The sequence below is a fragment of the Salinicola sp. DM10 genome (genome assembly GCF_017306975.2).
Taxonomy (GTDB): Bacteria; Pseudomonadota; Gammaproteobacteria; order Pseudomonadales; family Halomonadaceae; genus Salinicola.
In genome coordinates this window covers 1,457,871-1,483,693 of record NZ_JAFLEN020000001.1, presented here as the reverse complement: position 1 = coordinate 1,483,693, position 25,823 = coordinate 1,457,871, and the positions used below count along the sequence as shown (strand labels likewise).

Annotated in this window: 24 protein-coding genes; 13 read left to right on the top strand and 11 right to left on the bottom strand. The window is 64.1% G+C overall.

Annotated elements, in window-relative coordinates; translation table 11 throughout:
* Positions 1 to 163 precede the first annotated feature (163 nt).
* Together lldD and J0A90_RS06600 are read left to right on the top strand one after the other, a co-directional pair.
* Complete coding sequence (gene lldD, locus J0A90_RS06605; RefSeq protein ID WP_207032775.1) at positions 164 to 1,360, top strand: FMN-dependent L-lactate dehydrogenase LldD; 1,197 nt, start codon at positions 164 to 166, stop codon at positions 1,358 to 1,360.
* Positions 1,361 to 1,518: 158 nt separating this feature from the next.
* Complete coding sequence (locus J0A90_RS06600) at positions 1,519 to 3,222, top strand: mechanosensitive ion channel family protein (RefSeq protein ID WP_207032756.1); 1,704 nt, start codon at positions 1,519 to 1,521, stop codon at positions 3,220 to 3,222.
* A gap of 49 nt (positions 3,223 to 3,271) precedes the next feature.
* Here the strand turns inward: J0A90_RS06600 and J0A90_RS06595 are convergent, their stop codons facing one another.
* Positions 3,272 to 3,727 (bottom strand): hypothetical protein, encoded by a 456-nt coding sequence (locus tag J0A90_RS06595; RefSeq protein ID WP_207032746.1) that lies wholly within the window; start codon positions 3,725 to 3,727, stop codon positions 3,272 to 3,274.
* A 411-nt stretch (positions 3,728 to 4,138) separates the two neighbouring features.
* Here J0A90_RS06595 and J0A90_RS06590 point away from each other — a divergent pair, with 411 nt between their 5' ends.
* The 5 genes from J0A90_RS06590 to J0A90_RS06570 all read left to right on the top strand — a co-directional run bounded on the left by J0A90_RS06590 (position 4,139) and on the right by J0A90_RS06570 (position 9,086).
* Complete coding sequence (locus J0A90_RS06590; protein ID WP_207032744.1) at positions 4,139 to 5,062, top strand: LysR family transcriptional regulator; 924 nt, start codon at positions 4,139 to 4,141, stop codon at positions 5,060 to 5,062.
* A 238-nt stretch (positions 5,063 to 5,300) separates the two neighbouring features.
* Entirely contained in the window at positions 5,301 to 6,281 is a 981-nt protein-coding gene (locus J0A90_RS06585) for a TRAP transporter substrate-binding protein (protein WP_207032734.1), read from the top strand.
* 48 nt (positions 6,282 to 6,329) lie between these two features.
* Positions 6,330 to 6,806, top strand: coding sequence for a TRAP transporter small permease (locus tag J0A90_RS06580; RefSeq protein WP_164999588.1), 477 nt, complete (start codon positions 6,330 to 6,332; stop codon positions 6,804 to 6,806).
* Positions 6,807 to 6,810: 4 nt separating this feature from the next.
* Complete coding sequence (locus J0A90_RS06575; protein WP_207032724.1) at positions 6,811 to 8,073, top strand: TRAP transporter large permease; 1,263 nt, start codon at positions 6,811 to 6,813, stop codon at positions 8,071 to 8,073.
* Positions 8,074 to 8,273: 200 nt separating this feature from the next.
* A complete protein-coding gene (locus J0A90_RS06570) occupies positions 8,274 to 9,086 on the top strand; it encodes a class II aldolase/adducin family protein (RefSeq protein ID WP_207032722.1) in 813 nt (270 codons plus the stop codon).
* Positions 9,087 to 9,200: 114 nt separating this feature from the next.
* Here J0A90_RS06570 and J0A90_RS06565 read toward each other — a convergent pair whose 3' ends face one another.
* Both J0A90_RS06565 and J0A90_RS06560 read right to left on the bottom strand, forming a co-directional pair.
* Positions 9,201 to 10,655 (bottom strand): sorbosone dehydrogenase family protein, encoded by a 1,455-nt coding sequence (locus J0A90_RS06565; RefSeq protein WP_207032720.1) that lies wholly within the window; start codon positions 10,653 to 10,655, stop codon positions 9,201 to 9,203.
* A complete protein-coding gene (locus tag J0A90_RS06560) occupies positions 10,655 to 11,113 on the bottom strand; it encodes a hypothetical protein (protein ID WP_207032703.1) in 459 nt (152 codons plus the stop codon). Before J0A90_RS06560 ends, J0A90_RS06565 begins: the two co-directional genes overlap by 1 nt.
* A 246-nt stretch (positions 11,114 to 11,359) precedes the next feature.
* Here J0A90_RS06560 and J0A90_RS06555 point away from each other — a divergent pair, with 246 nt between their 5' ends.
* Together J0A90_RS06555 and tmpT are read left to right on the top strand one after the other, a co-directional pair.
* On the top strand, positions 11,360 to 12,277 hold the full coding sequence (locus J0A90_RS06555) for a DMT family transporter (protein ID WP_207032701.1): 918 nt from the start codon (positions 11,360 to 11,362) through the stop codon (positions 12,275 to 12,277).
* A gap of 63 nt (positions 12,278 to 12,340) precedes the next feature.
* Positions 12,341 to 12,994 (top strand): thiopurine S-methyltransferase, encoded by a 654-nt coding sequence (tmpT, locus tag J0A90_RS06550; protein ID WP_207032699.1) that lies wholly within the window; start codon positions 12,341 to 12,343, stop codon positions 12,992 to 12,994.
* A 74-nt stretch (positions 12,995 to 13,068) separates the two neighbouring features.
* Here tmpT and J0A90_RS06545 read toward each other — a convergent pair whose 3' ends face one another.
* From J0A90_RS06545 to J0A90_RS06535, 3 genes are all read right to left on the bottom strand, one after another.
* A complete protein-coding gene (locus J0A90_RS06545; RefSeq protein ID WP_207032688.1) occupies positions 13,069 to 14,553 on the bottom strand; it encodes a tripartite tricarboxylate transporter permease in 1,485 nt (494 codons plus the stop codon).
* Positions 14,554 to 14,629: 76 nt separating this feature from the next.
* Complete coding sequence (locus J0A90_RS06540; protein WP_207032677.1) at positions 14,630 to 15,082, bottom strand: tripartite tricarboxylate transporter TctB family protein; 453 nt, start codon at positions 15,080 to 15,082, stop codon at positions 14,630 to 14,632.
* A gap of 38 nt (positions 15,083 to 15,120) precedes the next feature.
* A complete protein-coding gene (locus J0A90_RS06535) occupies positions 15,121 to 16,086 on the bottom strand; it encodes a tripartite tricarboxylate transporter substrate binding protein (RefSeq protein ID WP_207032667.1) in 966 nt (321 codons plus the stop codon).
* 112 nt (positions 16,087 to 16,198) lie between these two features.
* On the opposite strand from J0A90_RS06535, the gene J0A90_RS06530 reads away from it, so the two are divergent.
* A complete protein-coding gene (locus J0A90_RS06530; RefSeq protein ID WP_207032665.1) occupies positions 16,199 to 17,212 on the top strand; it encodes a LacI family DNA-binding transcriptional regulator in 1,014 nt (337 codons plus the stop codon).
* A gap of 48 nt (positions 17,213 to 17,260) precedes the next feature.
* Here J0A90_RS06530 and J0A90_RS06525 read toward each other — a convergent pair whose 3' ends face one another.
* The 4 genes from J0A90_RS06525 to J0A90_RS06510 form a co-directional block, all read right to left on the bottom strand.
* Positions 17,261 to 18,709, bottom strand: coding sequence for an APC family permease (locus tag J0A90_RS06525; RefSeq protein WP_233076560.1), 1,449 nt, complete (start codon positions 18,707 to 18,709; stop codon positions 17,261 to 17,263).
* A gap of 100 nt (positions 18,710 to 18,809) precedes the next feature.
* Positions 18,810 to 19,586: a carbon-nitrogen hydrolase family protein gene (locus J0A90_RS06520; protein ID WP_207032659.1), complete on the bottom strand. Its 777-nt coding sequence runs from the start codon at positions 19,584 to 19,586 to the stop codon at positions 18,810 to 18,812.
* Between the two features lie 132 nt (positions 19,587 to 19,718).
* On the bottom strand, positions 19,719 to 21,038 hold the full coding sequence (locus J0A90_RS06515) for an aspartate aminotransferase family protein (RefSeq protein ID WP_233076558.1): 1,320 nt from the start codon (positions 21,036 to 21,038) through the stop codon (positions 19,719 to 19,721).
* Positions 21,039 to 21,230: 192 nt separating this feature from the next.
* Positions 21,231 to 22,730 carry a CoA-acylating methylmalonate-semialdehyde dehydrogenase gene (locus J0A90_RS06510; RefSeq protein ID WP_207032655.1) on the bottom strand — a complete coding sequence of 500 codons (1,500 nt, stop codon included), beginning with the start codon at positions 22,728 to 22,730 and terminating at the stop codon, positions 21,231 to 21,233.
* A 234-nt stretch (positions 22,731 to 22,964) separates the two neighbouring features.
* On the opposite strand from J0A90_RS06510, the gene J0A90_RS06505 reads away from it, so the two are divergent.
* The gene (locus J0A90_RS06505; protein WP_207032645.1) at positions 22,965 to 23,939 is read left to right on the top strand and encodes a LysR family transcriptional regulator; all 975 of its coding nucleotides are present in this window, start codon (positions 22,965 to 22,967) and stop codon (positions 23,937 to 23,939) included.
* A gap of 21 nt (positions 23,940 to 23,960) precedes the next feature.
* Here the strand turns inward: J0A90_RS06505 and J0A90_RS06500 are convergent, their stop codons facing one another.
* Positions 23,961 to 24,341 carry a tautomerase family protein gene (locus J0A90_RS06500; RefSeq protein WP_207032643.1) on the bottom strand — a complete coding sequence of 127 codons (381 nt, stop codon included), beginning with the start codon at positions 24,339 to 24,341 and terminating at the stop codon, positions 23,961 to 23,963.
* A gap of 108 nt (positions 24,342 to 24,449) precedes the next feature.
* Between J0A90_RS06500 and J0A90_RS06495 the strand changes: the two genes are divergently transcribed.
* Together J0A90_RS06495 and J0A90_RS06490 are read left to right on the top strand one after the other, a co-directional pair.
* Complete coding sequence (locus J0A90_RS06495; RefSeq protein WP_207032633.1) at positions 24,450 to 25,337, top strand: LysR substrate-binding domain-containing protein; 888 nt, start codon at positions 24,450 to 24,452, stop codon at positions 25,335 to 25,337.
* A 187-nt stretch (positions 25,338 to 25,524) separates the two neighbouring features.
* Positions 25,525 to 25,806, top strand: coding sequence for an amidase family protein (locus J0A90_RS06490; protein WP_353057330.1), 282 nt, complete (start codon positions 25,525 to 25,527; stop codon positions 25,804 to 25,806).
* Positions 25,807 to 25,823: the final 17 nt, after the last annotated feature.

The window sequence follows — 25,823 nt, the reverse complement described above, 5'->3', positions numbered from 1 at the left end:
ACGAGAGGAGCGACAGCGACTGGTGTCTGCGACTAAAGTCTTGAATGCCTGGAACGCTTTTCGCCGAGGGGAGTTGGTACGCTAGCCGCTGCTTCTATCTTCCCTGGCTGTCTGCGGCCAGTTCCTTTTCCACCGCTTGCTAACCGAGCTTCAAGGCGAACTCATGATCATCTCAGGCCCTACCGATTACCGCCGAGCTGCCAAGCGGCGTATTCCTCGCTTTCTGTTCGATTATCTCGATGGCGGGGCGGTGACCGAAAGCACGTTGCGCGGCAACGTCGAGGCGCTGCAGGCCATTCCGCTGCGCCAGCGGGTGCTCCAGGGTGGCGGTGATCCCCGGCTCGAGACCGAGGTGCTCGGCAGCCGCTGGAAGCTGCCGGTGGCGCTAGCGCCGGTCGGGGCGACCGGCATGTACGCGCGGCGTGGTGAGGTGCAGGCCGCCCGAGCCGCCGAGAAGGCCGGTATCCCCTATACGCTGTCGACGGTGTCGGTCTGCTCCATCGAGGAGGTGGCGGCGGGGGCCCGCGGTGAGCTGTGGTCGCAGCTCTATGTGCTCAAGGATCGCGGCTTCATGCAGAACGCGCTGGAGCGCGCCTGGGCGGCGGGCATGAAGACCCTGGTCTTCACTGTCGACATGCCTCTGCCGGGTTCGCGTTACCGCGACCGCCACTCCGGCATGTCCGGCCCGCATGCCAAGCTGCGCCAGGTGACTCAGGCGCTGACCCACCCCTGGTGGGCGTTCGACGTCGCGCTCAAGGGCAAGCCGCTATCGTTCGGCAATATCGAGGCGTACACCGGTCGCCAGATGAGCATGGACGATTACATGGGGTTTCTGGCCAAGAACTTCGATCCCTCCATCAGTTGGAGCGAGCTGGAGTGGATCCGCGAGAGCTGGAAGGGCAACCTGATCATCAAGGGGCTGCTGGACAAGGAGGACGCCCGTGATGCGGTGCGTATGGGCGCCGATGGCATCATCGTCTCCAACCATGGCGGCCGGCAGCTCGATGGCGCCATCCCCACCGCGCGGGCGTTGCCGCATATCGCCGAGGCCGTGGGCGACGAGCTCACCGTGCTGGCGGACTCCGGCGTGCGCTCCGGGCTGGATGTGGTCAGGATGCTGGCGCTGGGGGCGAAGGGTGTGCTGCTCGGCCGGGCTTATGCGTATGCGCTGGCGGCGGCCGGCGAGCGCGGCGTCTCGCATCTGCTGGAGCTGATCGCGGCCGATCTGCGCGTGACCATGACGCTGATCGGTGCCCAATCGCCTGCCGATATCAACGCAAGCCATCTGGAATCGATGGTGAAGTCGCTGGAGAGCGAGCACCGCCCGGCGGTGGCGCCGCCGGAAGCCGCCAAATTCTGATTCCTTGACGCCGTCTCGGGTTGTCACGGCTGTCACGGTAGGTATGCACGGCAGACACGGATGACACGGCCCCGCCGGCGGGATTGACCCACGTGATGGACGCGCCCCAGGGAAGGCCGGATGATTCGGCGCACGATTCACGCAAGCGAGACTCAGGGATGACACGAACGAGCTCATGGCCGCGCTGGTGGCTGGCGGCAGCGATATGGCTGGTCTCCAGCCTGTGCCTGGCACAAACGCCGGACGCCGGCGGTGCCCAGGAGTGGTACGCGACCGATTCGCTGAATAGCGGCCTGGGGCCGGTGCCGGACGCCGTCAAGCTGAGAACCCCGCGGGAGGCGCTGCGTACCTTCCGCGATTTGACCGACCAGGATGATTTCGCGGCGGCGGCGCATATCCTCAACCTCGCCGATCTCTCCCCGGCGGAACAGCGCAAGCAGGGTGCGGCGCGGGCGCGAGAGCTCGCCGCCATCTTCCAGCGCGGCAAGTCGATCCGTCTTTCCGGTCTCTCCGGGCGTCAGGATGCCGCCATTGAGGACCCCTCGGGCAAGAGCCCCCACGTTGGCGAATCGCGTCGCGATATCGAACTGGCCTCGCTCGAGGCCGATGGCGACGCCTATGACATCCGGCTGGGACGTTATCGCGTCGGCAACGCGGATCCGGTGTGGCTGATAACGCCGGAGAGCGTGGCGGCGATTCCCGCGCTCTATCGCGAATATGGCCCGACGGCGTTCGAGCGCCACATTCCCGAGCGCTTCAAGACCTCGTTCGGGCCGCTGCGGATCTGGGAGTGGATCGCGATTCCGCTGGTGCTGCTGGCGGTCGCGCTGGTCGGCCTGGGTGTCTATCGCCTGATCGAGGTGCTGACGCGCTGGTTGCCCTCCGGGGCGCCGAGCATCTTCGCCAAGCAGATTCGCGGCCCGGTAGCGCTGATCGTGATGTCCTTGCTGACCCAGGCGCTGCTCGATTACGTCGTCTCCTTCTCGGCGGTGGCGACGACCACCCTGCGTGTGGTGCTGATCGCCATCCTGGCCTGGGGGATCGGGGCTGTCGGGCTGCGCCTGGTCGATACCATGATGCTGAAGATGACGCGGCGTCTCGCGGGACAGATCGATGATTCCAAACCCAGGGACGAACGCAAGCTGCTGACCACGCTCTACGCGGTACGGCGCATCATCATCCTCATTCTGGTGACGGTGGTATCGATCTATGTTCTGGGGCAGGTTCAGCTGTTCGAAACCCTGGGGCTTTCGCTTCTGGCCTCGGCCAGCGTACTGGCGGTGCTGGTGGGCGTGGCGGGGCAGGCGGTGCTCGGCAACATCCTGTCATCGTTTCAGCTCTCGCTGGCCAAGCCGATCCGGGTCGGCGATCTGGTGATGTTCGAAGGGCAGTGGGCCTATGTCGAAGGGATCTTCTACACGCATATCCGGCTGCGGCTATGGAACGAGCGACGCCTGATCGTGCCGGTCACCTACTTCGCCTCGAAGGCGTTCGAGAACCTCTCCTCCAAGAGTGCCAAGGAGTACCGCAGCATTGCGCTGACGCTGCATCTGAGCGCCGACATCGCGATCCTGCGCGAGAAATTCCTCGCCTTCGCCAAGGCCGAGGAGAACGTGATCGAGCATCACAAGCTGCTGTGCTGCGTGACCGATCAGACCGGCCCGGCACAGACCGTGACCTGCTATCTGATGACGGTCGATCCGCTATCCGGATGGACCGCCGAGGTCAGCATCCGCGAGAAGCTGCTGGCGTTCATTCGCGACGAGCATCCCGAGTGGTGGCCCCGGGACGTGGTGGTGCTCAGCCATCGCGATATCGCCCGAGGGCACACCTCGGGCGAGGCTGGCGAGCCGGCGCCATGAGACGCCCGGACTCGCCGTGCCGTTGTTTGGCCCTGAGCCTGGGCGGGTATTACCGGCAGGCTTCCTCGCCATCCACCCACAGCCAGTAGCCGACGCCGAACAGGGCGCCGATGATCAGGCCGGGACCGCTGGCGGCACCGGCGACGATGGCCAGGTTCCAGCCTCCCGCGGTCATGCCGGCGGTCTCGACGCCGTAGTGGGCGCAGGCTTCATTGACGCCGCCATATTCGTGCAGCGCGTACTTCACTCCCTGCTTGAGGCCGATGGAGGCCAGGGCGGTGAGATACGGGTCACCGATCGGCGACAGCAGCGGGTTGGCCTCGTCATAGCCGTGATCCAGCGCGTAGGCGGTGGTGGTGGCGTCCAGCGTGGTGCCCAGGCCCGGGCCACGGGTGCCCGCGCAGCCGCTGAGCAGTGAGGCGACGAGCGCAAGGCTCGCGAGGCCGGTAACGGTCTTGAAGCGCTTGGCGGTATTGAAGCGCTTGACGGTCTTGAAAGTTTTCATCTCGAGGATCTCTGGGTGATCGGCCATGTGTGCGACGGTGTGGCGCGAGCCGTCTTGCTGGTCGATACCGCAGGATCTTTCGTCCCTGCGTAGCTACCCCGACGGTGTCTCTGTTCCAGCTCTCGCTGGCTGCCGAGGGGACTATCGGCGTTACTAAAGGTAAACTTTAATTAGGAATTTGTAATCGTATCGTAGCGATAGACTCGCTCTTGATGGACGTTGGCGAGGTCGGCTTCGGGCTGCCGGCTGCCAAGTTGGGTAGTGCCTATACGTGGGATGCCTCGCGCCAGGCGCGCATCTAGCGCATAACCGGGTTAGCGTCTAGTAGACCGAGGTGGCCTTTGCAGGCTTGGGGAGGCCGCTCATCCTGATTCGACACAGGCGCTTTTGGCGCAGCCGGGTTGATACGCTATGCGAGATAACAAACTGATAGAGATGCGAGTCTTCAAGCTCGTGGTGGAAACGGGCGGCTTTACCGCTGCGGCGCATGCTCTGGGCTCGAGCCAGCCCTTCATTAGCCAGACGATCACCAATATGGAGCGCAGACTGGGAGTACATCTGCTGCATCGTTCCACCCGTGGGCAGCGGCTGACAGAGGAGGGCGAACAGTTTCTGGCCGCGTGCACACGTATTCTCGATGACATCGAGAATGCTGAGGCTGCGATCACATCGGCCAAGGAGGATACGAGTGGCGATCTGCGTGTTAGCGCGCCACTGGCGTTCGGGCTGGACCAGATCGTACCGCGGTTACCGCATTATCTGGCCGAGAATCCTCGGCTCAATTTGCACCTGGCGCTGACCGACTCGCTGGCCAATTTGATCGAGGACAATGTCGATGTGGCGATTCGCATGGGCAAGTTGACGGACTCGTCCCTGAAGAGCCGCAAGCTGTGCGATCTGCAGCGTATCGTCGTCGCTGCACCCGCTTATCTTGCGAGCCGCGGTGAGCCACGCACGCCGGAGGCTCTCGATGATCACAACTGTCTGATGTGGGAAGGCTCCCAATCGCACCTCAATCGTTGGCCATTCACCGTCGCCGGTCAGCGTATCCACCTTCCGGTACGGGGCAACTTTCGCAGTACCAGCGGTCAGACGCTGTTCGAGCTCTGCGTCGCCGGGGTGGGGATCATGCGTCTGGGCAATCACCTGGCGTTGCCGGCCATCGACAAGGGCATTCTCGTGCCACTGCTGAGCGCCTATCAGGCCAGGGACGAAACTGCTTTTCATGCTGTCTTTCTACCGGAACGTGAGCTGCTGCCGCGCATAAGAGGATTCGTCGACTATTTGGTCGAGACCTTCCGTGTTCCCCCTTGGGAGGCACGGGATTTATCGTGAGTGGTGATAAAACTTATCCCGTTCAGGCATTGGTTCTGCCAGACGTCTTTCGATACATTGTGTAAAGACAGACTGGAGGAACGATGAGAATGGCGTTTATTACGAATTTTCTCGATGGAATGATTTTTTAATCGCTTCGTGATTAGTCGATGATTCTGAATTTGCGCGCTCCGTTATCTCCATGATGTAACCACGCTAGCGAAAAATCCGATATAACTAGAATAGAAGGATGCACAGCATGTACAAAAAAATCTCCTGTATGGGTGGGCTTCTGGGGCTCACATTTGCACTTACCCTCGGTACCGCTCACGCTCAGGACTACAACCTCAAGCTGGGCCACACCGGTGCCCCCAATCATCACTTCGAGACGATTTCGACGCAATATGCGGATCTGGTCAGTGAACGTACCAATGGCCATGTCAAGATCACTACCTATCCCTCTGACTCGCTGGGAAAGCAAACGGAACTCGTCGAAGGCACGATGATTGGCACCAACGATATGGTGCTGACTTCCGATGCCGTACTGTCGAATATGGTTCCGGAGGTCGGTGTCATCAACCTGCCGTTTCTCTTTCGTGACAGCGAACATGTCCGTCATGTACTTGATGGCAAGATCGGCGAAGAACTTGCAGAGAGAGTGAAGGCACAAGGCGCCGTTGTCATTGGCTGGTGGGAGAATGGCTTTCGCCATGTCACCAACGACAAGCAACCGATTACCCGACCTGATGATCTGAAGGGAATGAAGATCCGCGTTCCAGAGGGGCCCGTATTCGTCGAGACCTTCAAGGCCCTGGGAGCCAATCCTACACCGATTCCCTTCAGCGAGCTCTATTCGGCACTGCAATTGGGCGTTGTGGATGGTCAGGAGAATCCTCCGGCGCACATCCTGACCCAGAAGTTCTACGAGGTTCAGGACTACGTCTCGCGAACCGGACATATCTATCTCTCTTCACCGGTGCTGATCAATCGAACTCTGTTCGAGAGTATGCCGGCCGAGTATCAGCAGATACTGCTGGATACTGGCCGTGAAATGGCTGCCAAGCACACCCAATTGGTGCTAGCTCAGGAGGATGAGCAGTGGCGCGAAATTGCGGCAATGGGGATGGAGATCGACGATGTCGACAAGGGGCCGTTTGTCGAAGCGACGCGTCCGGTCATCGACAAGTACCGTCAGGTCTTCGGCGATGACCTTATCGACCGTATCCAGAGCACGCCCTGAACGAACCGCGGGAGGCTTCGGCCTCCCCCCGATTGGGATGGATGCAACATGATCTCCAGATTCATGTCGGTAGTAACGAGCTGGATCAATGGCGCCATGGCCATACTGTTTCTGCTTATGACGCTGCTGGTCTGCCTTCAGGTATTCTACCGCTACGTGCTCAACAGCCCGCTGGTGGGGTCGGAAGAGGCCGCACGTACACTACTGCTCTATATCGTCATGATCGGCAGCGCCGTGGCTATCGGTAATCGCTCGCACATGGCCATCGACTATTTCCACGAACGCTTTCCAAGATCGCTCAAGCGGCTTTCTTCAATCGTTTATTACGCTGTGCTGCTGTTCATCGCCGTGCTCTTCATCAAGGAGGGTTACGACCTGGCACAGCGCACGATGATGATGAAGACCCCGGCGCTACAGCTGTCTCGCGGTGCGCTTGTGCTTGCCTTTCCCATCAGCGGCGCGCTGATGATCCTCTATATAGTGGGTCTGCTGGCGCAGCGTGGCGCTCAGCGGACGCAGGGGTAACCCCATGGTCATAACACTATTTGCGCTCTTCTTCGTTCTGATCTTTCTCGGCGTGCCGATCGCCTTCTCACTGGCGGCGGCGTCCGCGCTGTCGCTGATACTTTTCACCGACACGCCGATGCTGCTGGTGGTGCAGCGGATGTATTCGGGGCTGGATGTCTTTGCCCTGATGGCGATACCACTGTTTCTGTTCGCGGGCTATCTCATGTCGGAGGTGAAGATTTCCGCGCGGCTTGTGGCGCTGGCGTCGATTTTCCTGGGCCGCTATCGAGGTGGGCTATCGCTGGTTGCTACCGGGTCGTCGGCAATTTTCGGAGCTATCTCGGGGTCGGCCAACGCCACCACGGCGGCAATCGGCTCAGTGATGATCCCGGAGATGTCCAAGCGGGGTTACGATCAGGCGGATTCCGCGGCTGTGGTCGCCTCATCGGGAATTCTTGGATTGGTGGTACCACCCAGTATCACCATGGTGCTGTATGGCGTCGTCGCCAGCGTCTCGATCGGTGATCTGTTCCTGAGCGGTATTCTACCGGCGATCATCATCTCGGCGGGACTCATGGGCGTCAACTATTACACCGCCTATCGCAAGGGCTATCAGGGCGGTGCGCCGGTGCCACGCAAGGATGCCATCGCCATCGCGCGTGACAGTCTGGTCGCTCTGGCCATGCCATTGATCATCTTGGGTGGCATCTACTCCGGCGCCTTCACGCCTACAGAGTCCGCTGCCGTGGCGTGTGCCTATGGCTTGCTGACCGGCTTTTTCTGGTATCGCAACCTGACCTTGAAAAGCGTCTTCCAGGTGAGCAAGAAGACCGTCGAGGTCACAGTGGCGATTCTCTTCCTGATTGGAGCCTCCAATGTCTTTACCTATATCCTCACCGCCGAGAACGTGCCCATGCGATTGGCTGCCTATCTCATCGGGGTTTCCGAGAGTCCGGTGATCATTCTGCTGATGATTTTGGCTATGTTGCTGGTGCTAGGTACCTTCTTAGACAACGTGGCGGCGGTCATTTTGATTACTCCGACACTGATGCCGGTAGTTCAGGCGTTGGGTATCGATCCGATATTCTTCGGTGTTTTTATCGTTATTGCTATCGCTGTGGGTCAGATAACACCGCCCGTTGGTCTCAACTTGTTCATCGCCACCAATTTGACCGATAGACGCTTCGAAGAGGTTTGCCGAAGTATCGTTCCCTACCTGCTTCTTTACACGACATTGTTGGTGTTGTTTATCTTCTTTCCGGGACTGCTATCGGTTTTCGGTTAAGGGCAAAAAAATAGTCTGCTATGCGGTATGCGCCGCATAGCAGATTTTTTGTCTGGTTTGCAAATAAATGCATGACGATAGGCTGGCGTGATGAGTGTTATCGCGCAAAGCCTATTTTTCTATGGGCACTGCCGGATTACTTTGGTCCTACCCACTCGTTGCGGGTGAGTCGACCTTTTTCATGGGCAGGAGTCATCGATATGATCGAGTTGAAAAATCGTACATCTATTTATCAGCCGGAGCAGGAGGGGCTGATATTCCCCGAGATCCCTCGGTTCGATAGTGTTGCAGACGAGCGCCGATACTTGAAAGAGCGCCTAGTGGGCGCCTGTCGGGCTTTCGATCTGCATGGGCTCGACTACGGCTTCGCCGGCCATCTGACAGTCAGGGACCCCGAGCACCCGGAGCTTTACTGGACCAACCCTATGGCGGTGCATTTCTCACAGGTCAAGCTGTCGAATCTGATTCTGGTGGATCACGCAGGTCGCGTGGTCGAGGGCGACTATGCGGTCAACCGTGCTGGCTTCGTGCTGCACGCCAATGTCCATGAGGCGCATCCAGATATCGTTGCCATGTGTCATGCGCACACCGTCTACGGTACCGCTTTCGCAGCGCTCGGCCGGCCGCTCGAACCGATCACCCAAGATGCCTGCGCGTTCTTCGAAGACCATGTCTTGATCGGAGACGAGGCTGGCGCTGTGGCGGTGGAAAACCACGCTGGCTCCAACGTGGCGGCAGCCTTCAAGAACGTCAAGGCGGCGATTCACCAGAACCACGGTCTGCTGACGGCGAGTCGCCATAGCATCGAGTCGGCGGCTTTCTGGTTTCTGGCCTTGGAGCGTTGCTGCCAGCAGCAGTTGATGATCGAAGCCACTGACATCAAACCTATTCTGGTGACGCCTGAGCGCGCGCGCTACAGCCGCGAGCACGTGGGCAGTGACTATATCGGCTGGCTGCACTTCCAGCCGATCTGGGAGCAACTGGTGGCTCGCAGCCCCGACATGTTCGACTGATAGTGCCTGGGAGCGGAGCCTGCCGCGCCATGCAGGCGTGGCGCTATCTCTCATCACGCAAGTGCCCCTGTGGATCTCTCCACCGGGGCACGCGTTTGGTACGGTCTGTCGCTGTCAGGTATTGCGGGTGTCGCTGTCACCGTCGATGGGTGCGGCCTCGGATGCCGGTGGCGGTGATGCATCGCCGGTGGCGCCGGCGCCTTCATCGTTACCCATACCCTCCCGGGTGGCAGTATCGCCGTCCGCATCGATCGGGGCATCACGGGTCACCCGCCAGACCGCGTTGGTGAGGTCGTCGGCGATGATCACCGCGCCGTCGGGTGCCACGCTGACCCCCACCGGGCGGCCGCGGGTGGTGTCGTCGCTGGCCAGGAAGCCGGAGACGAAGTCGACCGGATCACCGGCAGGCTTACCATTCTCGAACGGAATGAAAACCACCTTGTAGCCGACCGGATCGGCGCGGTTCCAGCTGCCGTGCTCGCTGACGAAAACGCCGTCGCTGAACTCGCCGCCGACTGCGGAGTTGGAGAAGGCGACGCCGAGCGGCGCGCGGTGGGAGCCGAGGCTGTAGTCGGGAGCGATGGCGGACTCGACCTTGGCCGGGTCCTGCGGACGCACCCGCGGGTCGACGTGCTGGCCCCAGTAGCTGTAGGGCCAGCCGTAGAAGCCGCCTTCCTGCACGCTGGTGAGATAGTCCGGCACCAGATTGGGGCCCAGCTCGTCACGCTCGTTGACCACCGCCCACAGCGTATCGGTGCCGGGCTGGAAGGTCAGCGCGGTGGGGTTGCGCAGGCCGCTGGCGTAGGTGCGATGGGCACCGGTCTCGGTATCGATCTGCCAGATCTCGGCGCGGTCGACCTCGGCGGCCATGCCGCGCTCGGTGATATTGCTGTTGGAGCCGATCCCCACGTAGAGGTAGTCACCATCGGGGCTCGCGGTCAGCGCCTTGGTCCAGTGGTGGTTGATCTGTGCCGGCAGCGGGGTCAGCGTCTCGGGAGCGCCGCGGGCGGCGGTCTGGCCCGGCTGATAGTCGAAGCGCACCAGCGCATCCTGATTGGCAACATAGAGGTCGCCGCCCACCAGTGCCAGGCCGTAGGGGGCGTTCAGCCCGTCGGCGAACACCGTCTGCTGCTCGTAGGTGCCATCGCCATCGGCATCGCGCAGCAGGGTGAGACGATCACCGCCCTTGACCGCAGTGGTGCCCTTGGACTGGATCAGCCCGGCAATGAAGTCCTTCGGCCGGACCCTGGGCGCGTTGCCGCCACCCTTGCCCTCGGCGACCAGGATATCGCCGTTGGGCAGCACCAGAGTCTGACGCGGCACCTGTAGATCGGTGGCGATGGCGGTGATGGTGTAGCCCTCGGGTACCTCGGGCTTGCGCTCGTTCCAGGGTGTCTGCTCGGGCACACCCATATTGGGCAGCAGGCCGCGCTGCGGCTCGGGCAACTGAGGGTCGGCGCCATACTGGGCCTCGGCGGCCAGGGCGCCAGAGGCGACCAGCAGCAGTGGCAGCAGGGTCAGGCGAGGCAGACACGCGAGCGGGGCGGTGTGACGCGGGCGAGTGGTCATCAGGCGCGGCCTCCCGTCATCTCTTGTGCGATAGCGCGGTTGCGCGAAAGCCCGATCAGGGCCGCTACCAGGGCGAGCAGTGCAATCACGATCGAGAGCACGAAGCCGGTGGGCATCATCGCCCAGGCATCGCGGGCGTGGACCAGCGCATTGATGAAGCCGAGCACGAAGGTGACCAGCAGCAGCAGGCACTCCAGCCCGGCGCGGCCGCGCTGGCCGCTGGCCATCACGATGCCGCCCAGCGCGAACAGCCAGGCGAGGCCGTTGAACACCAAGCCGCCGGCGATCGCCCAGGAGGCAAAGGTCGACCACTGAATGTGATAGCTGGTGGCATAGGCGTAGTCGCTCAGCGCGGCGGTCAGATAGAGCGGGAAGGTGCCCGCCAGCAGCAGCCCGTGCAGCGGATTGATTCCGCGACGGACCACGCGGACGCGGGTCGATTCGGCGGTGGTGGTCATGGCAAGGTCCTTTTGCGGTGGCCAGCGAGGCGCTGCGAGCCGAGCCCTTCGAGAAAGCTCGTGATTTAGCGCTGTCGATTGAAGTGTAGCCGACATACCCGGCTTGTCGCGGCGTTATGGGCGTCCCCTTGGGCGAGTGCTGCCGCCTTGTACCGAAGGCGCATGTCATCGGCGCACCGGCGTTGCTATCGTGCTCCGGCATCGGCGGCTGGCCGCCTCACTCTCATCGTCATCGACAGGTGCCATGTGCCTTTTATCGCCGTGTTCTATCTCGCGGTCGTCGTGCTGCTCTTTTCCGGCAATCTGGTGGTCGGCAAGTTCGCCACCGCCAGCGTGCCGCCGCTGACCCTGGCGTGGTCGCGCATGCTGGTGGTGTTCCTGGCGGTGACGCTGATCTTCGGTGCTGCCGCCTGGCGTCAGCGTCAGGTGCTGGGCCGCGAGATCAAGGCGCTGACGATCATGTCGATCAACGGCATGGCGCTGTTCTCCGCGCTGCTCTACTCGGCGCTGCGGGTCAGCGATGCGACCACGGTGGCGGTGCTGGAGAGCCTGACTCCGGCGGCCACCGCCATGCTGATGGCGCTGTTCTTCCGCGAGCGTCTGGGGCGCATACGCTGGCTGGGGATTCTGCTCTCCGCCGCCGGTGCGGCGTGGGTGGTTTCGGACGGGGCTATAGTGCGCACGCTGGCGCGGTTGCAGACCGGTGATGCGCTGGTAGCGGCGGCGGTGCTGGCCTGGGTGGTCTATTCGGTGGCGGCGCGCCATTGGCTGAGCCGGGTGCCGTTCTACGCCTCGCTGGTGCCGATGACCGGCATTGCGGTGCTGTTCCTCACGCCGCTGGTGGTGGTGGAAAACGCCTTCTTCGCCGAGGCCTGGCAGCTCGACGGTCATGCCCTCGCCGCCATTCTCTATCTGGGACTCGGCCCCTCGCTGGTCGCGCTGATCTGCTACAACCGCGCGCTGCTGCTAGTCGGACCCAGCCACACCGCGACCTCGCTCAACCTGCTGCCGGTGGTGACCATGGGGCTCGGCTATCTGATGCTCGGCGCGCCGATCACCCTCAATCAGGTGATCGGCGCGCTGGTGGTGATCGTCGGCGTCTCGCTGGTGACACTCAATCTGCGCCGGCGGCGGCTGCCACCGCTGGAAGACTCGGCGGGATGAGAGTGTCGATCCTTCAAGAGACCGCTGATAGATTCGATCCTATTCAACCAGGCGGAGCGCGACATGGAACATCGATTCTGGCAGCAGCGCTGGGAGCAGTCACAGCTCGGCTTTCATCTGAGCTTCGTCCACCCCATCCTCAAGCGGCATCTGGTGCACTATGCGCTTAGCCCGGGGGCGCGGGTGTTCCTGCCGCTGTGTGGCAAGACCCTGGATATCGGCTGGCTGCTGAGCGAGGGGTATGCGGTGGTCGGCGCCGAGTTGAGCGAGCTGGCGGTGGCGCAGCTGTTCGCCGAGCTCGGGGTCGAGCCGACGGTGAGCGAGTGGGAGGGCGGCCAGCGCTGGCAGCACGACGCGCTGACTGTCTACCAGGGCGACATCTTCGCGCTGACCCCGGCGGCGCTGGGCGCGGTCGACCTGGTCTACGATCGCGCCGCCCTGGTGGCGCTGCCGCCGCCGATGCGTGACGCCTACGCCAGCCAGCTGCTCGCGCTGAGCGCTGCCGCACCGCAGTTGCTGATCACCTTCGAGTACGACTCGGCAGAGAAAGAGGGCCCGCCGTTTCCGGTACTGCCGGCGGAGGTCGCCCGCCACTATGCAGACACCCACGAGCTCGCAGAGCTGTCGCGCAAGGACGTGCTCGATGCCGCGCTCAGCTTCCGCGATGCGGGCGTGTCACGCTTCGTCGAAGTCGCCTGGCGGTTGCTGCCACGCTAGCTGCTATCTGCTACCTGCTACCTGCTACCTGCTACCTGGGCGAGATGCGGCGGCGAGGCCCGAGGCGACGTGGACTATCCCCGTTGCTGGCGGATCGCTCGGATCAGCGGTAGCGACAGTGCCAGCAGCGTCAGACAGAGCAGTCCGATGGCGATGGGGTGGCCGACGAACAGGGCAGCGAAGCTGCCGTTGGTGATGATCAGCCCCTGACGCAGGCTCATCTCAAGGGTTGGCCCCAGCACCATGCCGATCACCAGCGGTGCCATCGGGTAACCCTGGCGCCGCAGCACGAAACCGCCGATACCGGCCGCCGCCATCACGATCAGATCGAACGGGTTGCCGCGGACGAAGTAGACCCCTAGAGAGCTGAGCATCAGGATCAGCACCAGCATCCACGCCTCGGGAATGCGCAGCAGCGGCGAGGCCATCTTGCCGAACAGCACACCCAGCGGTAGCAGCAGCAGGTTGATGATGAAGAAACCGGTGAAGATCGCCGCGATCAGCAGCGGATTGTCCGCCATCAGCCGTATGCCGGGGGTGACCCCGTGCAGCGTGAGCGTTGCCAGCATCACCGCGGTCACGGCGTCACCTGGAATGCCGAGTGCCATGGTGGGTACGAGCGCGCCTCCGGTGACAGCGTTGTTGGCGGCTTCCGAGGCGATGACGCCATCCGGCTCGCCCTGGCCGAAGCGCGCGCGGCGCGGTGACGAGCGCTTGGCTTCGGCGTAGGAGATGAACGCTGAGGTCGCCGCACCCGTGCCGGGCAAGATACCGATGACGTTACCGATCAGCACCGACTTGCTCAGGCCGCTGAGTCGGCCTTTCCACTCCCGCAGCCGCGGCAGGACGAGGCCGTTGAACTGGACGCCGGAGGCACTGCCGTCGTCACCTCCGGAGAGCCGGATCAGCACTTCGGAGACGGCGAACACGCCGATCACCACGGCCAGCAGATCGAAGCCGGCGATGAGGGGGAATTGCCCGAAGGTGAAGCGGGTCTCGCCGGTGATCGGGTCGCCACCCACGGTCGCCAGGAACAGCCCCAGTGCCCCGGCGATCAGCCCCTTGCGCATCGAGCCCTCGGACACCGAGACGATACAGGTCAGCCCCAGCAGGATCAGGGCGAAGGTCTCTATCGGTCCGAAATTGAGGGCGAATGCGGCCAGCTGCGGTGCGGCCAGGATCAGTACCACGGCCGAGACCAGCCCGCCGACGACTGACGCCTGGGTGGCCCAGCCCAGCGCCTTGCCGGCCTCGCCGCGCTGCGCCATGGGATAGCCATCGAGACAGGTGGCGGCCGACTGCGGCGTGCCCGGGGTGTTGATCAGGATCGCCGAGACCGAGCCGCCATAGACCGAGCCGGCATAGATCGCCAGCAGCAGCAGAATGGCCGGTGCCTGGCCCATGGTCAGGGTGAACGGCAGGATCATGGCCACCGCGACCGTGGAGCCGATGCCCGGCAGGGCACCGAGCACGATGCCCAGAAGAGTACCGAAGATCAGCGCGATCAACCCCTCCGGGGTCATGATCAGACCGATGGCCTGGGGCAGCAGCTCGAGCATGACAGGTCTTCCGTGTCGTAAAGGGAGAGGAAACCGCGAGAGCCGTCGCGCGGCGAGCGTGTCAGCGAGGTATCGCTCAGAACCACCAGGTGAAGGGCGAGGTGGGCAGCGGCATGCTCAGCAGGTGATTGAACAGCAGCACCAGCGCGCCGGCGGCAACGGTTGGCATGACGAGCGTCGCGACGAGACCGGCTCGCATCACCGCGAGTATCAGCATGCCCATGAGGGTCGAGCTGATGAAGTAGCCCAGGACCGGGATCAGCAGCACGTAGAGCGGCAGCGCGAGCACCACCGGTAGCGTCCTGCGCCAGGCCAGGGCCGTTCGCTCTTGGCGCTTGGCGAAGCTAATGCCGAGGTCGAGCAGGGCGAGCGCGAACAGCACGCCCAGCACGATGCGCGGGAAGAACTGAGGATTGAATGCCAGATCGATGGGGGCGCTGGGGCTGGCGAGGCTGGATACCAGCAGGCCGCCGCTCGAGACCATGAGCACCACCGATATCAGCCGATTTTCGCTGAATGACTTGAGCATGCGCGCCCCCTCCGCGTGGAATGATCAGGGTGTCGCTGTCAGAGCCCGGCGGCGTCGATCAGCTTGGCGTTGGCGCTGTACTGGGCACGGTAGAAAGCATCGAACGCTGCGGCATCGCGATAGTGCAGGACCGTGCGGGTGCGCTCGGCGAAGGCCTGGAACTCCGGTGATGCCACCGCTGCCCCGCAGGCCTTGCTGAGCACGTCGCGCTTGTCTGCCGCCAGGCCGGCGGGTGCGAATAGCCCGCCCCACAGATAGAGCTGATCGAGCGGCGGCTCGATCCCGGCTTCCCGGGCGGTGGGCACGTCGGGGAGATCCGCCAGCCGGGTGTCGCTGAACGCCAGCAGCGGCCGGAAGTCGCCGCCCTGCATCAGCAGCTCGGTATCGCCGTAGAACTGGATGGTGCCGGCGGCCATGCCCTGCAGCGCCGGGCCGGAGCCCTGGAAGGGCAGGTGGCGGACGTCTTTGAGCACGCCCAATCCGGAGAACGCGGCGACCGAGGCCAATTGGGTAATGGTGCCTGGGCCGGAGGAGCCGTAGATATAGCGCCCTGGCTGCGCCTTGATCGCGGCCACTGCGTCGTCGATGGTGTGGAAGGGGCTCTTGGCGTTGACGAACAGCAGCGTCGGCGACGCGGCGACCGAGCAGATCGGTGTCCAACTATCCTCGCCGTAGGGCAGATCCTTGATCTGCGGCTGAATGGTCGAAACCGTGACTGACCAGTAGCCGAGCTTGTAACCGTCGGGTGTGTCGTGGGCGAGGGTCGAGGCAGCGACCGTGCCCGAGCCGCCGGCCATGTTGGAGACGATGACGTTGCCGTCCAGCGCCTTGGCAAAGGCCGGTGCGAAGGCCCGCATCAGCAGATCGTGGCTGCCGCCGGCATTGAACGGCACGACGATATTGACCGGCTTGCTGGGAAAGTCCGCCGCCAGCGCCGGCGCGGTAATACCGAGGGCTAGGGAGACGGTAGCAAGGCAGTGGGTGAGGCGCGAGAAGCGGGGCATGGCAGTCACCGTTGTAATTGTTTCACTTGATGGTAACGTTGTCTCAATACGTTAACATCGTCAATGGCGCCTCAGTTAGACTTTGGGTTATCACCCTTGGAGACAGTGGCTTATGCAGAGCAAAAAGCGCCGTCCGACGCTCAAGGACGTAGCGGCTGCCAGCGGCGTCAGCGTGATTTCAGCCTCGCGGGCGCTGCGCGGTGAGCCCAGCATGGCCGAGCCTCTACGGCGCAAGGTGCTCGACGCTGCCAGGGCGCTGGGCTACCGACGCAACCGTGCGGCCGGGTCGCTACGTGGTGCGGTCAGTGAGCTGGTGGCTGTGTTGGTGCCGTCGATCAGCCACCAGGTCTTTTCCGAACTGGTCGACGGGATTCATGCGGGACTGCGCGGGAGCGATCTCAGAGTGGTGCTGGGCATGACCCAGTACGACGCGAACGAGGAGGCGCAGGTCCTCAGCGACATGCTCTCCTGGAACCCTGCGGCGGTAGTGCTCAGTGGGGTCGAGCATTCGGCGCGAACGCGGGAACTGCTCGCCGATTTTCGTGGGCCGATCATCGAAGTGATGGATACCGACGGCGAGCCGATCGATGTCGCCGTAGGCATCTCCCAGGCGGAGGCCGGTGCCATCATGGCGCGCCACTTCCTCGCCCGTGGTTACACCAATATCGGTTACATCGGCGCCTGGGGCGAGCGCCCGATGCGCTCACGCAAGCGTCGCCAGGGCTTCGAGGCGGCACTGGCCGCTGCCGGGCAAGCGCTGACGCGCGTGGTGATTCGTGAGGAGCCGTCGTCGCTGGAAACCGGTGCGCTGGGAATGGCGGCACTGCGCGAGCGCCATCCCGATGTCGATGCGGTTTTCCTAGCCAATGACGATCTCGCCCTGGGCGCGCTCTACTGGTGCCAGGAGCAGGGTATCGGCGTGCCCAGCGAGATCGCGCTGGCGGGTTTCAACGGGCTCGACATGGGCCGTTTCGTACGCCCGCGGCTGACCACGATCCACACCTCGCGGCACGCCATGGGCGCCATGACCGGAGAGATCATCCGCTACCGCTGCGCGGAGGAGCCCATCCTCTATCGCCAGCGCGAAAAACTCGCACTCTCGCTCAGGGTGGGTGAGACCACCTGAGCGAGAGTCCGCGCCTCTGAGCGAGGCGATCCGAAGACGATCAGCCGGTCAGTAAGCCCCGGCGCCGGGCGGCGAGAGCGACGCGTCGCCGGCCATCGCACGCGCACGGCCGAACAGTACCCCCGCCAGCAGAGCGAGCAGCGGAATCAGTGCCAGCAGGGCGCTGATACCGATACTGCCACCGGTCACCAGGGTGAAGTTGGAGAGCACCAGGGCCAGGCTGGCGAGCAGCAGCACGGCGGCGAGACTCGGCGCGATCCGCGTCTGCCAGCGGCGCTGCCCGGCGAGTTCCGGATGACGCCGGAAGAACGCCAGCGAAGCCAGGGTGGTCAGCAGCATCAGACCGATCATGCCCACGGTGGCAATGCCCGCCATGTAGCCGAAGACCTGCGTCAGCGGGTCCAGCCCCAGCGCCAGACACAGCAGCATCAGCACCAGTGCGGTGAGTGTCTGCACCAGCGAGGCGTGGGAAGGCGCGCGATGGCGCGGGTGAATGCGCGCCAGCCGCCGCGGCAGCGTACCCTGACGCGCCAGGGTGAACTGATAGCGGGCAAGCACGTTGTGAAAGCTCAGCACGCAGGCGAAGAGGCTGGTGAGCAGCAGCACCTGCATCAGATCGCGCATCACGCCGCCGGTGTAGTGCTCGGCGGTATCGAGCAGCAGGTTGGCGTCGCCATCCAGGGTCTTCTGGGCGATGCCGGCGACTTCACCGGCGCCATTGGCGACCACCAGAGCCCACACCGAGAGGGTGTAGAACACGCCGATGATCAGTACCGCCAGATAGGTCGCCCGGGGGATCGTGCGCGCCGGCTGGCGGGCTTCGTCACGAAACACCGCAGTGGCCTCGAAGCCGATGAAACCGGTGAGCGCGAACAGCACCGCCACGCCGAGGCCGCTGGTGAGCGCGGCACTGGGTGTGAAGGAGGAGAACTCGATGCCGTGGGCGCCGCCGTCGGCGAAGATGGTCAGATTCATGATCACCACCACCGCGATCTCCAGCACCAGCGCCACCCCCAGCACCTTGGCGCTGAGTTCGATATGGCGATAGCCGAGATAGGCAACGATGGCGACGGTGAGCAGCGAGTAGATCCACCAGGGGATGGCGGGGCCGCCGCTGTGGCGGACGAAGTCGCCGACCGCCCAACCCATGTAGCCGTAGACGCCGGCCTGAATGGCGGTGTAGGCGACCAGCGCCATGAACGCGGTGCCCAGGCCCAGGCGCTTACCCAGCCCGAGGGTAACGTAGGAGAAGAAGGCGCCGGCCTCCTTGACGTGGGGCGTCATCGCCACGAAACCGACCGAGAAGATCAGCATTACCAGCGAGGCGATGAGAAAGCCCACCGGCGCCCCGGCACCGTTGCCGGAGGCCAGCGCGATAGGGGCGTTGCCGCCGATCACGGTGAGCGGCGCGGCGGCGGCGATGACCATGAAGACGATACTGCCGGTACCCAGACTGCCGTGAAGGCGCGTCGGATCCGCAGGGGTGGTGTTGTCCATGGGACGATTTCCTCGTTGTTATTGGTTGGAAATTCGGGGTTGGAAATACGAGTAGTTGGAAACACGGGTAGTTAGAAGTGTGGTGTCGCTATGAGGATGTCTAGGTGATGAATAGCTCCTGGCGCAGGTCGTCGAGATAGGGGTTGGCGGCGCGGCCCGCGGCGACGACGGCGGGGTCGACCTCGGCGTGGATCAGCGCCTCGCCGGCGCTGGGCGCCTCGGCGAGGGGCTCGCCGTTCGGTGCCACGATCAGGCTGTGGCCGACGTAGTCGAACGTCGCCTCCTGGCCATGCTGGTTGGTATAGGCCACATAGACCTGGCTCTCCCACGCCCGGGTGGGGATGAGCCGCTGATTGACGTGGGCGAACGGCTGCATCTGGGCGGTGGGCACGCAGATCAGCTCGGCGCCCTGGCGCGCGGCGGCGCGTACGCTCTCCGGGAACTCCACGTCGTAGCAGATCATCAGGGCGATGCGCACGCCGTGATAGTCCGCCACGCAGGTGGGGCGGTCGCCGGCGGTGAACTGATCGCGATCGACAGCACCGAACAGGTGCGCCTTGTGGTAGCGCGCGAGCACCTGGCCGTCGGCAGCGATCAGGTGAGCGGCGTTATAGCAGGCGCCGCCCTCGATCTCCGGCCCGCCCACCACCAGCCCGATGGCGTGGCGTGCGGCGATTTCGCGGGCGCGCTCCAGCGGTGCCGCCTGCGCCAGCGCCCGGGTGTCGTCGCCGAGGACATAGCCGGTCAGGAACATCTCCGGGGTGATCAACAGCGCCGCGCCTTCCGCTGCGGCGCGACGGGCGCTCTCGTCCAGGCGCGCAAGATTGGTGGCGATATCGCCGTGCGTGCTCAGTGCCTGCCAAGCGGCGATCTGCATGGGGAACTCCTTGCGAATGAATAGGGCGAGTGGCGGCGGGCGCGTCGTCTTGGGCGTTATGTCGCTATAGACGTTACCCCGATATAGACGTCACGCCCGCCGGGGTTGGCCGGTTTTCGATCCGGCCTCCTCTCAGCCCAGTGTACCCAGCGCCTCGTCGATGATCGCCAGCCCCTGTTCGGCCTCGCCGGCGGTGACGATGCACGGCGGCACCACGTGGATGCGGTTGGCGACCACGAATGCCAGCAGGCCACGCTCCATCATCGCCTGCTTGAGCTTGCCGACCTTGGCCGCCGCCAGCGGCGTGCGGCTGTCGCGATCCTCGACCAGCTCGATGGCGTGGAACACGCCCAGGCCGCGCACCTCGCCGACATGCGCATGGCGTTGGGCCAGGCGAGCGAGGCCGGGAGTGAGCACCGTCTCGCCGATCTGGCGGGCGTTGTCGACGATACCCTCTTCCTGCATCGTCTCCAGGGTGGCGCAGATCGCCGCCATGGCCAGCGGGTGGCCGGAGTAGGTCAGGCCGCCGTAGAACATCTCGTCGTCGAAGTGGTGGGCGATGCGCTGGTTGACGATCACCCCGCCGGCGGGCACGTAGCCCGAGTTGACCCCCTTGGCGAAGGTGATCAGGTCCGGCACCACGCCGAAGTGGTCCAGCGCCAGCCAGGCGCCGGTGCGGCCAAAGCCGGCCATCACCTCGTCGAAGATCAGCACCAGGCCGAACTCGTCGGCCAGCGCGCGCACGCCGGCCAGATAGCCCGGCGGCGGCACCAGCACGCCGGCGGTGCCCGGGATGGTCTCGAGTAGCAGCCCGGCGATGCTCGCCGGCCCCTCGCACTCGATCACCCGGCGCAGGTGGTGCAGCGCGCGCTGGCACTCCTCCTCCTCGTTGCCGGCCCAGAACTCGCTGCGATAGAGCCAGGGGTTGAAGAAGTGCACGTGGCCACGCGCATACTCGTTGGGCACGCGGCGGAAATCCCCGGTGGCGGCGATCGCCGAGCCGGTGCCGCCATGGTAGGAGCGGTAGGCCGAAAGGATCTTGTCGCGGCCGGTGACCGCGCGCGCCATGCGGATGGCGTTCTCATTGGCATCGGCGCCGGCGTTGGTGAAGAACACCTTGGCGAAGCCGGCCGGGGCGCGTTCGAGGATCTTCTCCGCGGCGCGCCCGCGCATCCAGTTGGCGTGGGCGGGGGCAATGGTGGTCAGCTCGTCGGCCTGGGCCTTGATCGCCGCGATCACCCGCGGGTGCTGGTGGCCGATATTGGTGTTGACCAGCTGGCTGGAGAAGTCGAGGTACTCGCGGCCGTCGTAGTCCCACAGCCGGCAGCCTGCGCCGCTCTTGATCACCAGCGGATCGAGCGCGCCCTGGGCGGACCAGGAGTGGAACACATGGGCGCGGTCGAGCGCCTTCACCTGCTGATTGTCGATCGAGTGCATGGGGGATCCTGTCATGTCACATGGTGTCCGGGGAACTGCGCCAGACCCTGTCTATTTCTCATTGCGTAGGCCCTGTCTGAAAAGTCGACGAGCGAAGCCCAGACAAGGCAAAAATTGGCGAAAGCGCGGAGTTTACTGGGTGTAAATGAGCATCTTGAGCCAATTTTTAACGCCGTATGGGCGAGCGCAGTACTTTTCAGGCATGGCCTAGAGCGTTGGCATGGTGTACTGATTGGTCGCTTCCCGCAGACCGGAGGGCCAGCGCGCGGTGACCGTCTTCATGCGCGTGTAGAAGCGCACGCCGTCGGCACCGTGCACGTGCAGTGCGCCGAACAGCGAACGCTTCCAACCGCCGAAGCTGTGGAACGCCATGGGCACCGGGATCGGCACGTTGACCCCGACCATGCCGACCTGGATCTGCTCGCAGTACTGCCGTGCGCTGTCGCCGTCACGGGTGAAGATGGCGGTGCCGTTGCCGAACTCGTGGTCGTTGACCATCTTGACCGCGGCATCGAAGCTCTCGGCACGGGCGATCGCCAGTACCGGGCCGAAGATCTCCTCGTCGTAGATACGCATGCCCGGTTTGACGTGGTCGAACAGGGTGCCGCCGATGAAGAAACCGTCACTGTCGTGCTGGAGCTGGCGGCCGTCGCGCACCAGCTCGGCGCCTTCTTGCACGCCCTGCTCGATATAGCCGCTCACCTTTTCCAGATGCGCGCGGGAGACCAGCGGGCCCATGTCGTGGTCCGGGCCGTCGGTGATACTCGCGCCCACGCGCAGCTCGTCCAGGCGTGACAGCAGCTTCTCGCGCAGCTTCTCGGCGGTCTCCTCGCCCACCGGCATCGCCACCGAGATCGCCATGCAGCGCTCGCCGGCACTGCCGTAGGCGGCGCCCATCAGCGCGTCCGCGGCCTGGTCGAGATCGGCATCGGGCATGACCACCATATGGTTCTTGGCCCCGCCGAGGGCCTGCACGCGCTTGCCGTGGGCGGAGGCGGTGGCGTAGACGTACTCGGCGATCGGGGTCGAGCCGACGAAGCTGATCGCCTGCACGCGCGTGTCGGTGAGCAGGGTGTCGACCGCTTCCTTGTCGCCGTTGACCACGTTGAGCACGCCGTCGGGCAGCCCCGCTTCGCTGAACAGCTCGGCGATGCGCAGGGTCGAGGACGGGTCCTTCTCCGACGGTTTGAGTATGAAGGTGTTACCGGCGGCGATGGCGATCGGGAACATCCACAGCGGCACCATGGCCGGGAAGTTGAACGGGGTGATACCGGCGCACACCCCGAGCGGCTGCATCAGCGAGAAGGAGTCGATGCCGGGGCCGACGTTGAGCGAGTGCTCGCCCTTCTGCAGATGCGGCATGCCGCAGGCGAACTCGACCACTTCCAGGCCGCGGGTCAGCTCGCCCTTGGCGTCCGAGAACACCTTGCCGTGCTCCTGGGAGATCAGCCGCGCCAGCTCGTCGCTGTGCTGCTCCAGCAGCGTCTTGTAGTTGAACAGGATGCGCGAGCGCTTCAGCGGCGAGAGCGTCGACCAGCTCTCGAAGGCGCGGCTGGCGGCGTTGATGGCGTACTCGACGTCATCGCGAGAGGCCAGCAGCACCTCCCCGGACTGGGCGCCAGTGGAAGGATTGGACACCGGACTGGTGCGGGTCGAATTCAGCGCGACGCGCTGGCCATCGATGAAATGCGTGATGGGTGCAGACATGGGGCAGCGTCTCCGGAGCGTGAGTCAATGGGTCTGCGTGCGGCCAACGGGTTCGGCGGCCGGCACGGGGCGAAAAAGTGTGCTGCGAAGTAGCCTGCGGCAGGAGCAGAGCGTCAAGCAATCCCGGTATGCTTAAGGTCACTAAAGCATTTGGTTAACCTTCGGCGCGTCGACACCGACGCAGCGGCGGCGTAATGCGGGGCTGGGAAAAAGAACAAAGGAGAGGAGCGGGGCATGAGCCAGCGCAGAATCACGCTGATGGGGCAACTGGGCGACGTCGACCTGCGCCTGCTGCGGATCTTTCGCAAGGTGGTGGAGTGCGGCGGCTTCTCGTCGGCGGAGGTCGAGCTCAACATCAGCCGCGCGGCGATCAGCATGGCGATGAGCGACCTGGAGACACGGCTGTCGATGCGCCTGTGCCAGCGCGGACGCAGTGGCTTCCGGCTGACCAGCGAAGGGCACGACGTCTACGAGGCCACGGTGCAACTGCTGGCCGCGGTGGAAGACTTCCGTACCCGGGTCAACGGCCTGCACTCGCGCCTGACCGGCGAGCTCAACATCGGCATCACCGACAATCTGGTCACGCTGCCCGACATGCAGGTGACCGAGGCGCTGCGTGCCCTCAAGGCGCGCGGCGACAACGTGCACATCAATATCCGCATGGCCCCGCCCAACGATATCGAGATGGCGGTGCTCGGCGGCAGCCTGCACGCGGGCGTGGTGCCGGAACTCAAGCGCGTGCCGGGGCTCGACTACCTGGCGCTGTACGAGGAGCAGTCGGCGCTCTACTGCAGCGACCGGCATCCGTTGTTCGCATGCGAGGCGCCGAGCGTGGATCAGATCGCCGGCCACGACGCGGTCGTGCCCTCCTACGCCCAGACGCCCGAGATCAAGCGCGTGCACGAAGCGCTCAAGCCGATGGCCTCGGCCACTGATCGCGAGGGGGTCGCCTTTCTGGTGCTCACCGGCAGCTATATCGGCTTTCTGCCCACCCACTACGCCCAGCGTTGGAGCGATCACGGGCGCATGCGGCGCCTCGTTCCGGACACTTCCGAGCACGCTACACGCTACGAATATTCCACCCGCTACGAATATTCAACTCGCTACTATGCCATCACCCGCAAGGGGCGCCCGCCCAACCTGGTGCTGGAGAGCTTTCTGGAAGAGCTCGAAGCGTGTCTGGCGCAGACGCGGGGCGAGGCCGGTTAACGGGACCGAACGCGGTCTTACCTAAGCGTACTGCATGCCGCCGTTACCGAAAGACCAGTTGTGGCGGTCTGTTTCGAGCAGATTGATGAAGACGTCCTCCGGCCTGAGTCCGGGGGAAGCGCTGAGGTTTTGCGTCAGTTGCCGATAGAGCGCCTGCTTTTGAGCCGAATTGCGGGTGTTGCTGCAGGTGATCTGTATGATCACCAGGTCCTGGCTTCGCACGATGTCTAAATAGTCGGGGCTACAGTCGAAGGCGTCTTCATCGTGTTGGTGAACCAGAATGAAGCGATCACTTTCCGGCACTCCGAAGGCTTCGCGAAGCGCCGCGTAGACGCCGTCACGAATGGCTTGCAGATACGCGGCGTCTTTTCCATGACGCAATGAAATACGGACGAGTGGCATAACGATCTCCCGAAGAGCGAATGTCGATGCCCTCGACGTTAACGCTTGACCATGATCCTTAACATCGAAATTAATAGGATTGAATGTCCATGATTTCGGGACTTTTGTGTGCGCCGAATTGCCTTTGATCCTGACGTATTGCGCAGCTTCGTCTTGGGGGCTGAGTTGGGTAGCTTCACCAAGGCTGCCGAGCGCCTGAACCGCTCGACCTCTGCCGTGAGTGCTCAGCTGAAACGCCTCGAGGAACAGACGGGCACGCCCCTGGTGAAGAAAGCGGGGCGTGGCCTGATGCTCACCGAACAGGGCGAGCTCATGTTGAGCTACGCGCGGCGACTGCTGGAACTCAACGACGAGGCTGCGGCGGCGATCTGTGGTGAGACGCTCGTAGGGCGTATCCGTCTGGGGTTGCAGGAGGATTTCGGCGAGCGTCTGTTGCCGGGGGTACTGGCGCGTTTTTCTCGCGCGCATCCGAACCTGCAGATCGCGGTGCGCGTCGCCAGCAACGGGCAGATGAAGGATGACATTACCCGGGGCCGTTTGGATCTGGCACTGGCCTGGCAGGGAGAGGGCGAGTTGCTCGATGGTGAGATGCTCACCCGCGTCCCCATGACCTGGATCGGCCCGTCTTCCGCTGACGGGCCGATGCCGCTTGCGGCGCCGCTGCCGCTGGTGGTGTTGGAGGGGCCATGTCTGCTGCGCCAGGCAGCCCTCGATGCCCTGGACAGGGCGGGAATTTCCTGGCGCATTGCGTTCAGCAGCGCCAGTCTCGCCGCCACTTGGGCCGCCATCGCCGCGGGGCTGGGCATCGGCCTGCGTACACCACTGTGCTTGCCCCCGAGCGTGCGTGTGCTGGAGGCATCGGCGGCCGGGTTGCCGGCGCTGCCGCATCTGGGACTCTCGCTCTACTGTGCCGAATCCGCCCCCACGCTTGCCGTCACCCGGCTGGCGGCGATCATCCGGCAGCATATTGAGGCGTTGCCTTTGGCTCGCTCATGAGTCCGCGTGCCGATTCATCCGGCCGTACCAGAAGTGGCGATTTTGGGGCGACAAGCTGTGCATCACGCCGCCCCATGATTGACTTCGGGTCGGCGTGGTTTATGGGCGTGTGGCCTAGCCTGAGGTGAGGCTGAGGTGAGGGCGTCTGCCGGTGAGCGTGTCTCCTGGCGCTTGGCGGCGACACTGACTGCTGGTCACGCCCACGCTGCCGCTGGCCCCTTTCGCCGCCGGACACGAGGTGCCACCGGGAAGCGATTACGTCGACTGGGTGGATTGGACCCCGTTCAGCTACCCCTTCAACCTGACCCAGCAGCCGGCAGCATCCATGCCCTGTGGGCTCGATGATCGGGGCCTGCCGGTGGGGCTCCAACTTGTGGGGCCACGCTATCGTGATGATCGGGTGATGGCGGTGGCGCGTCTATTGGAAACACGCTTGCCGCGTCTGACGCCACCGATGGCGCATGCGTGAGAGATGGGCGCCGCCGG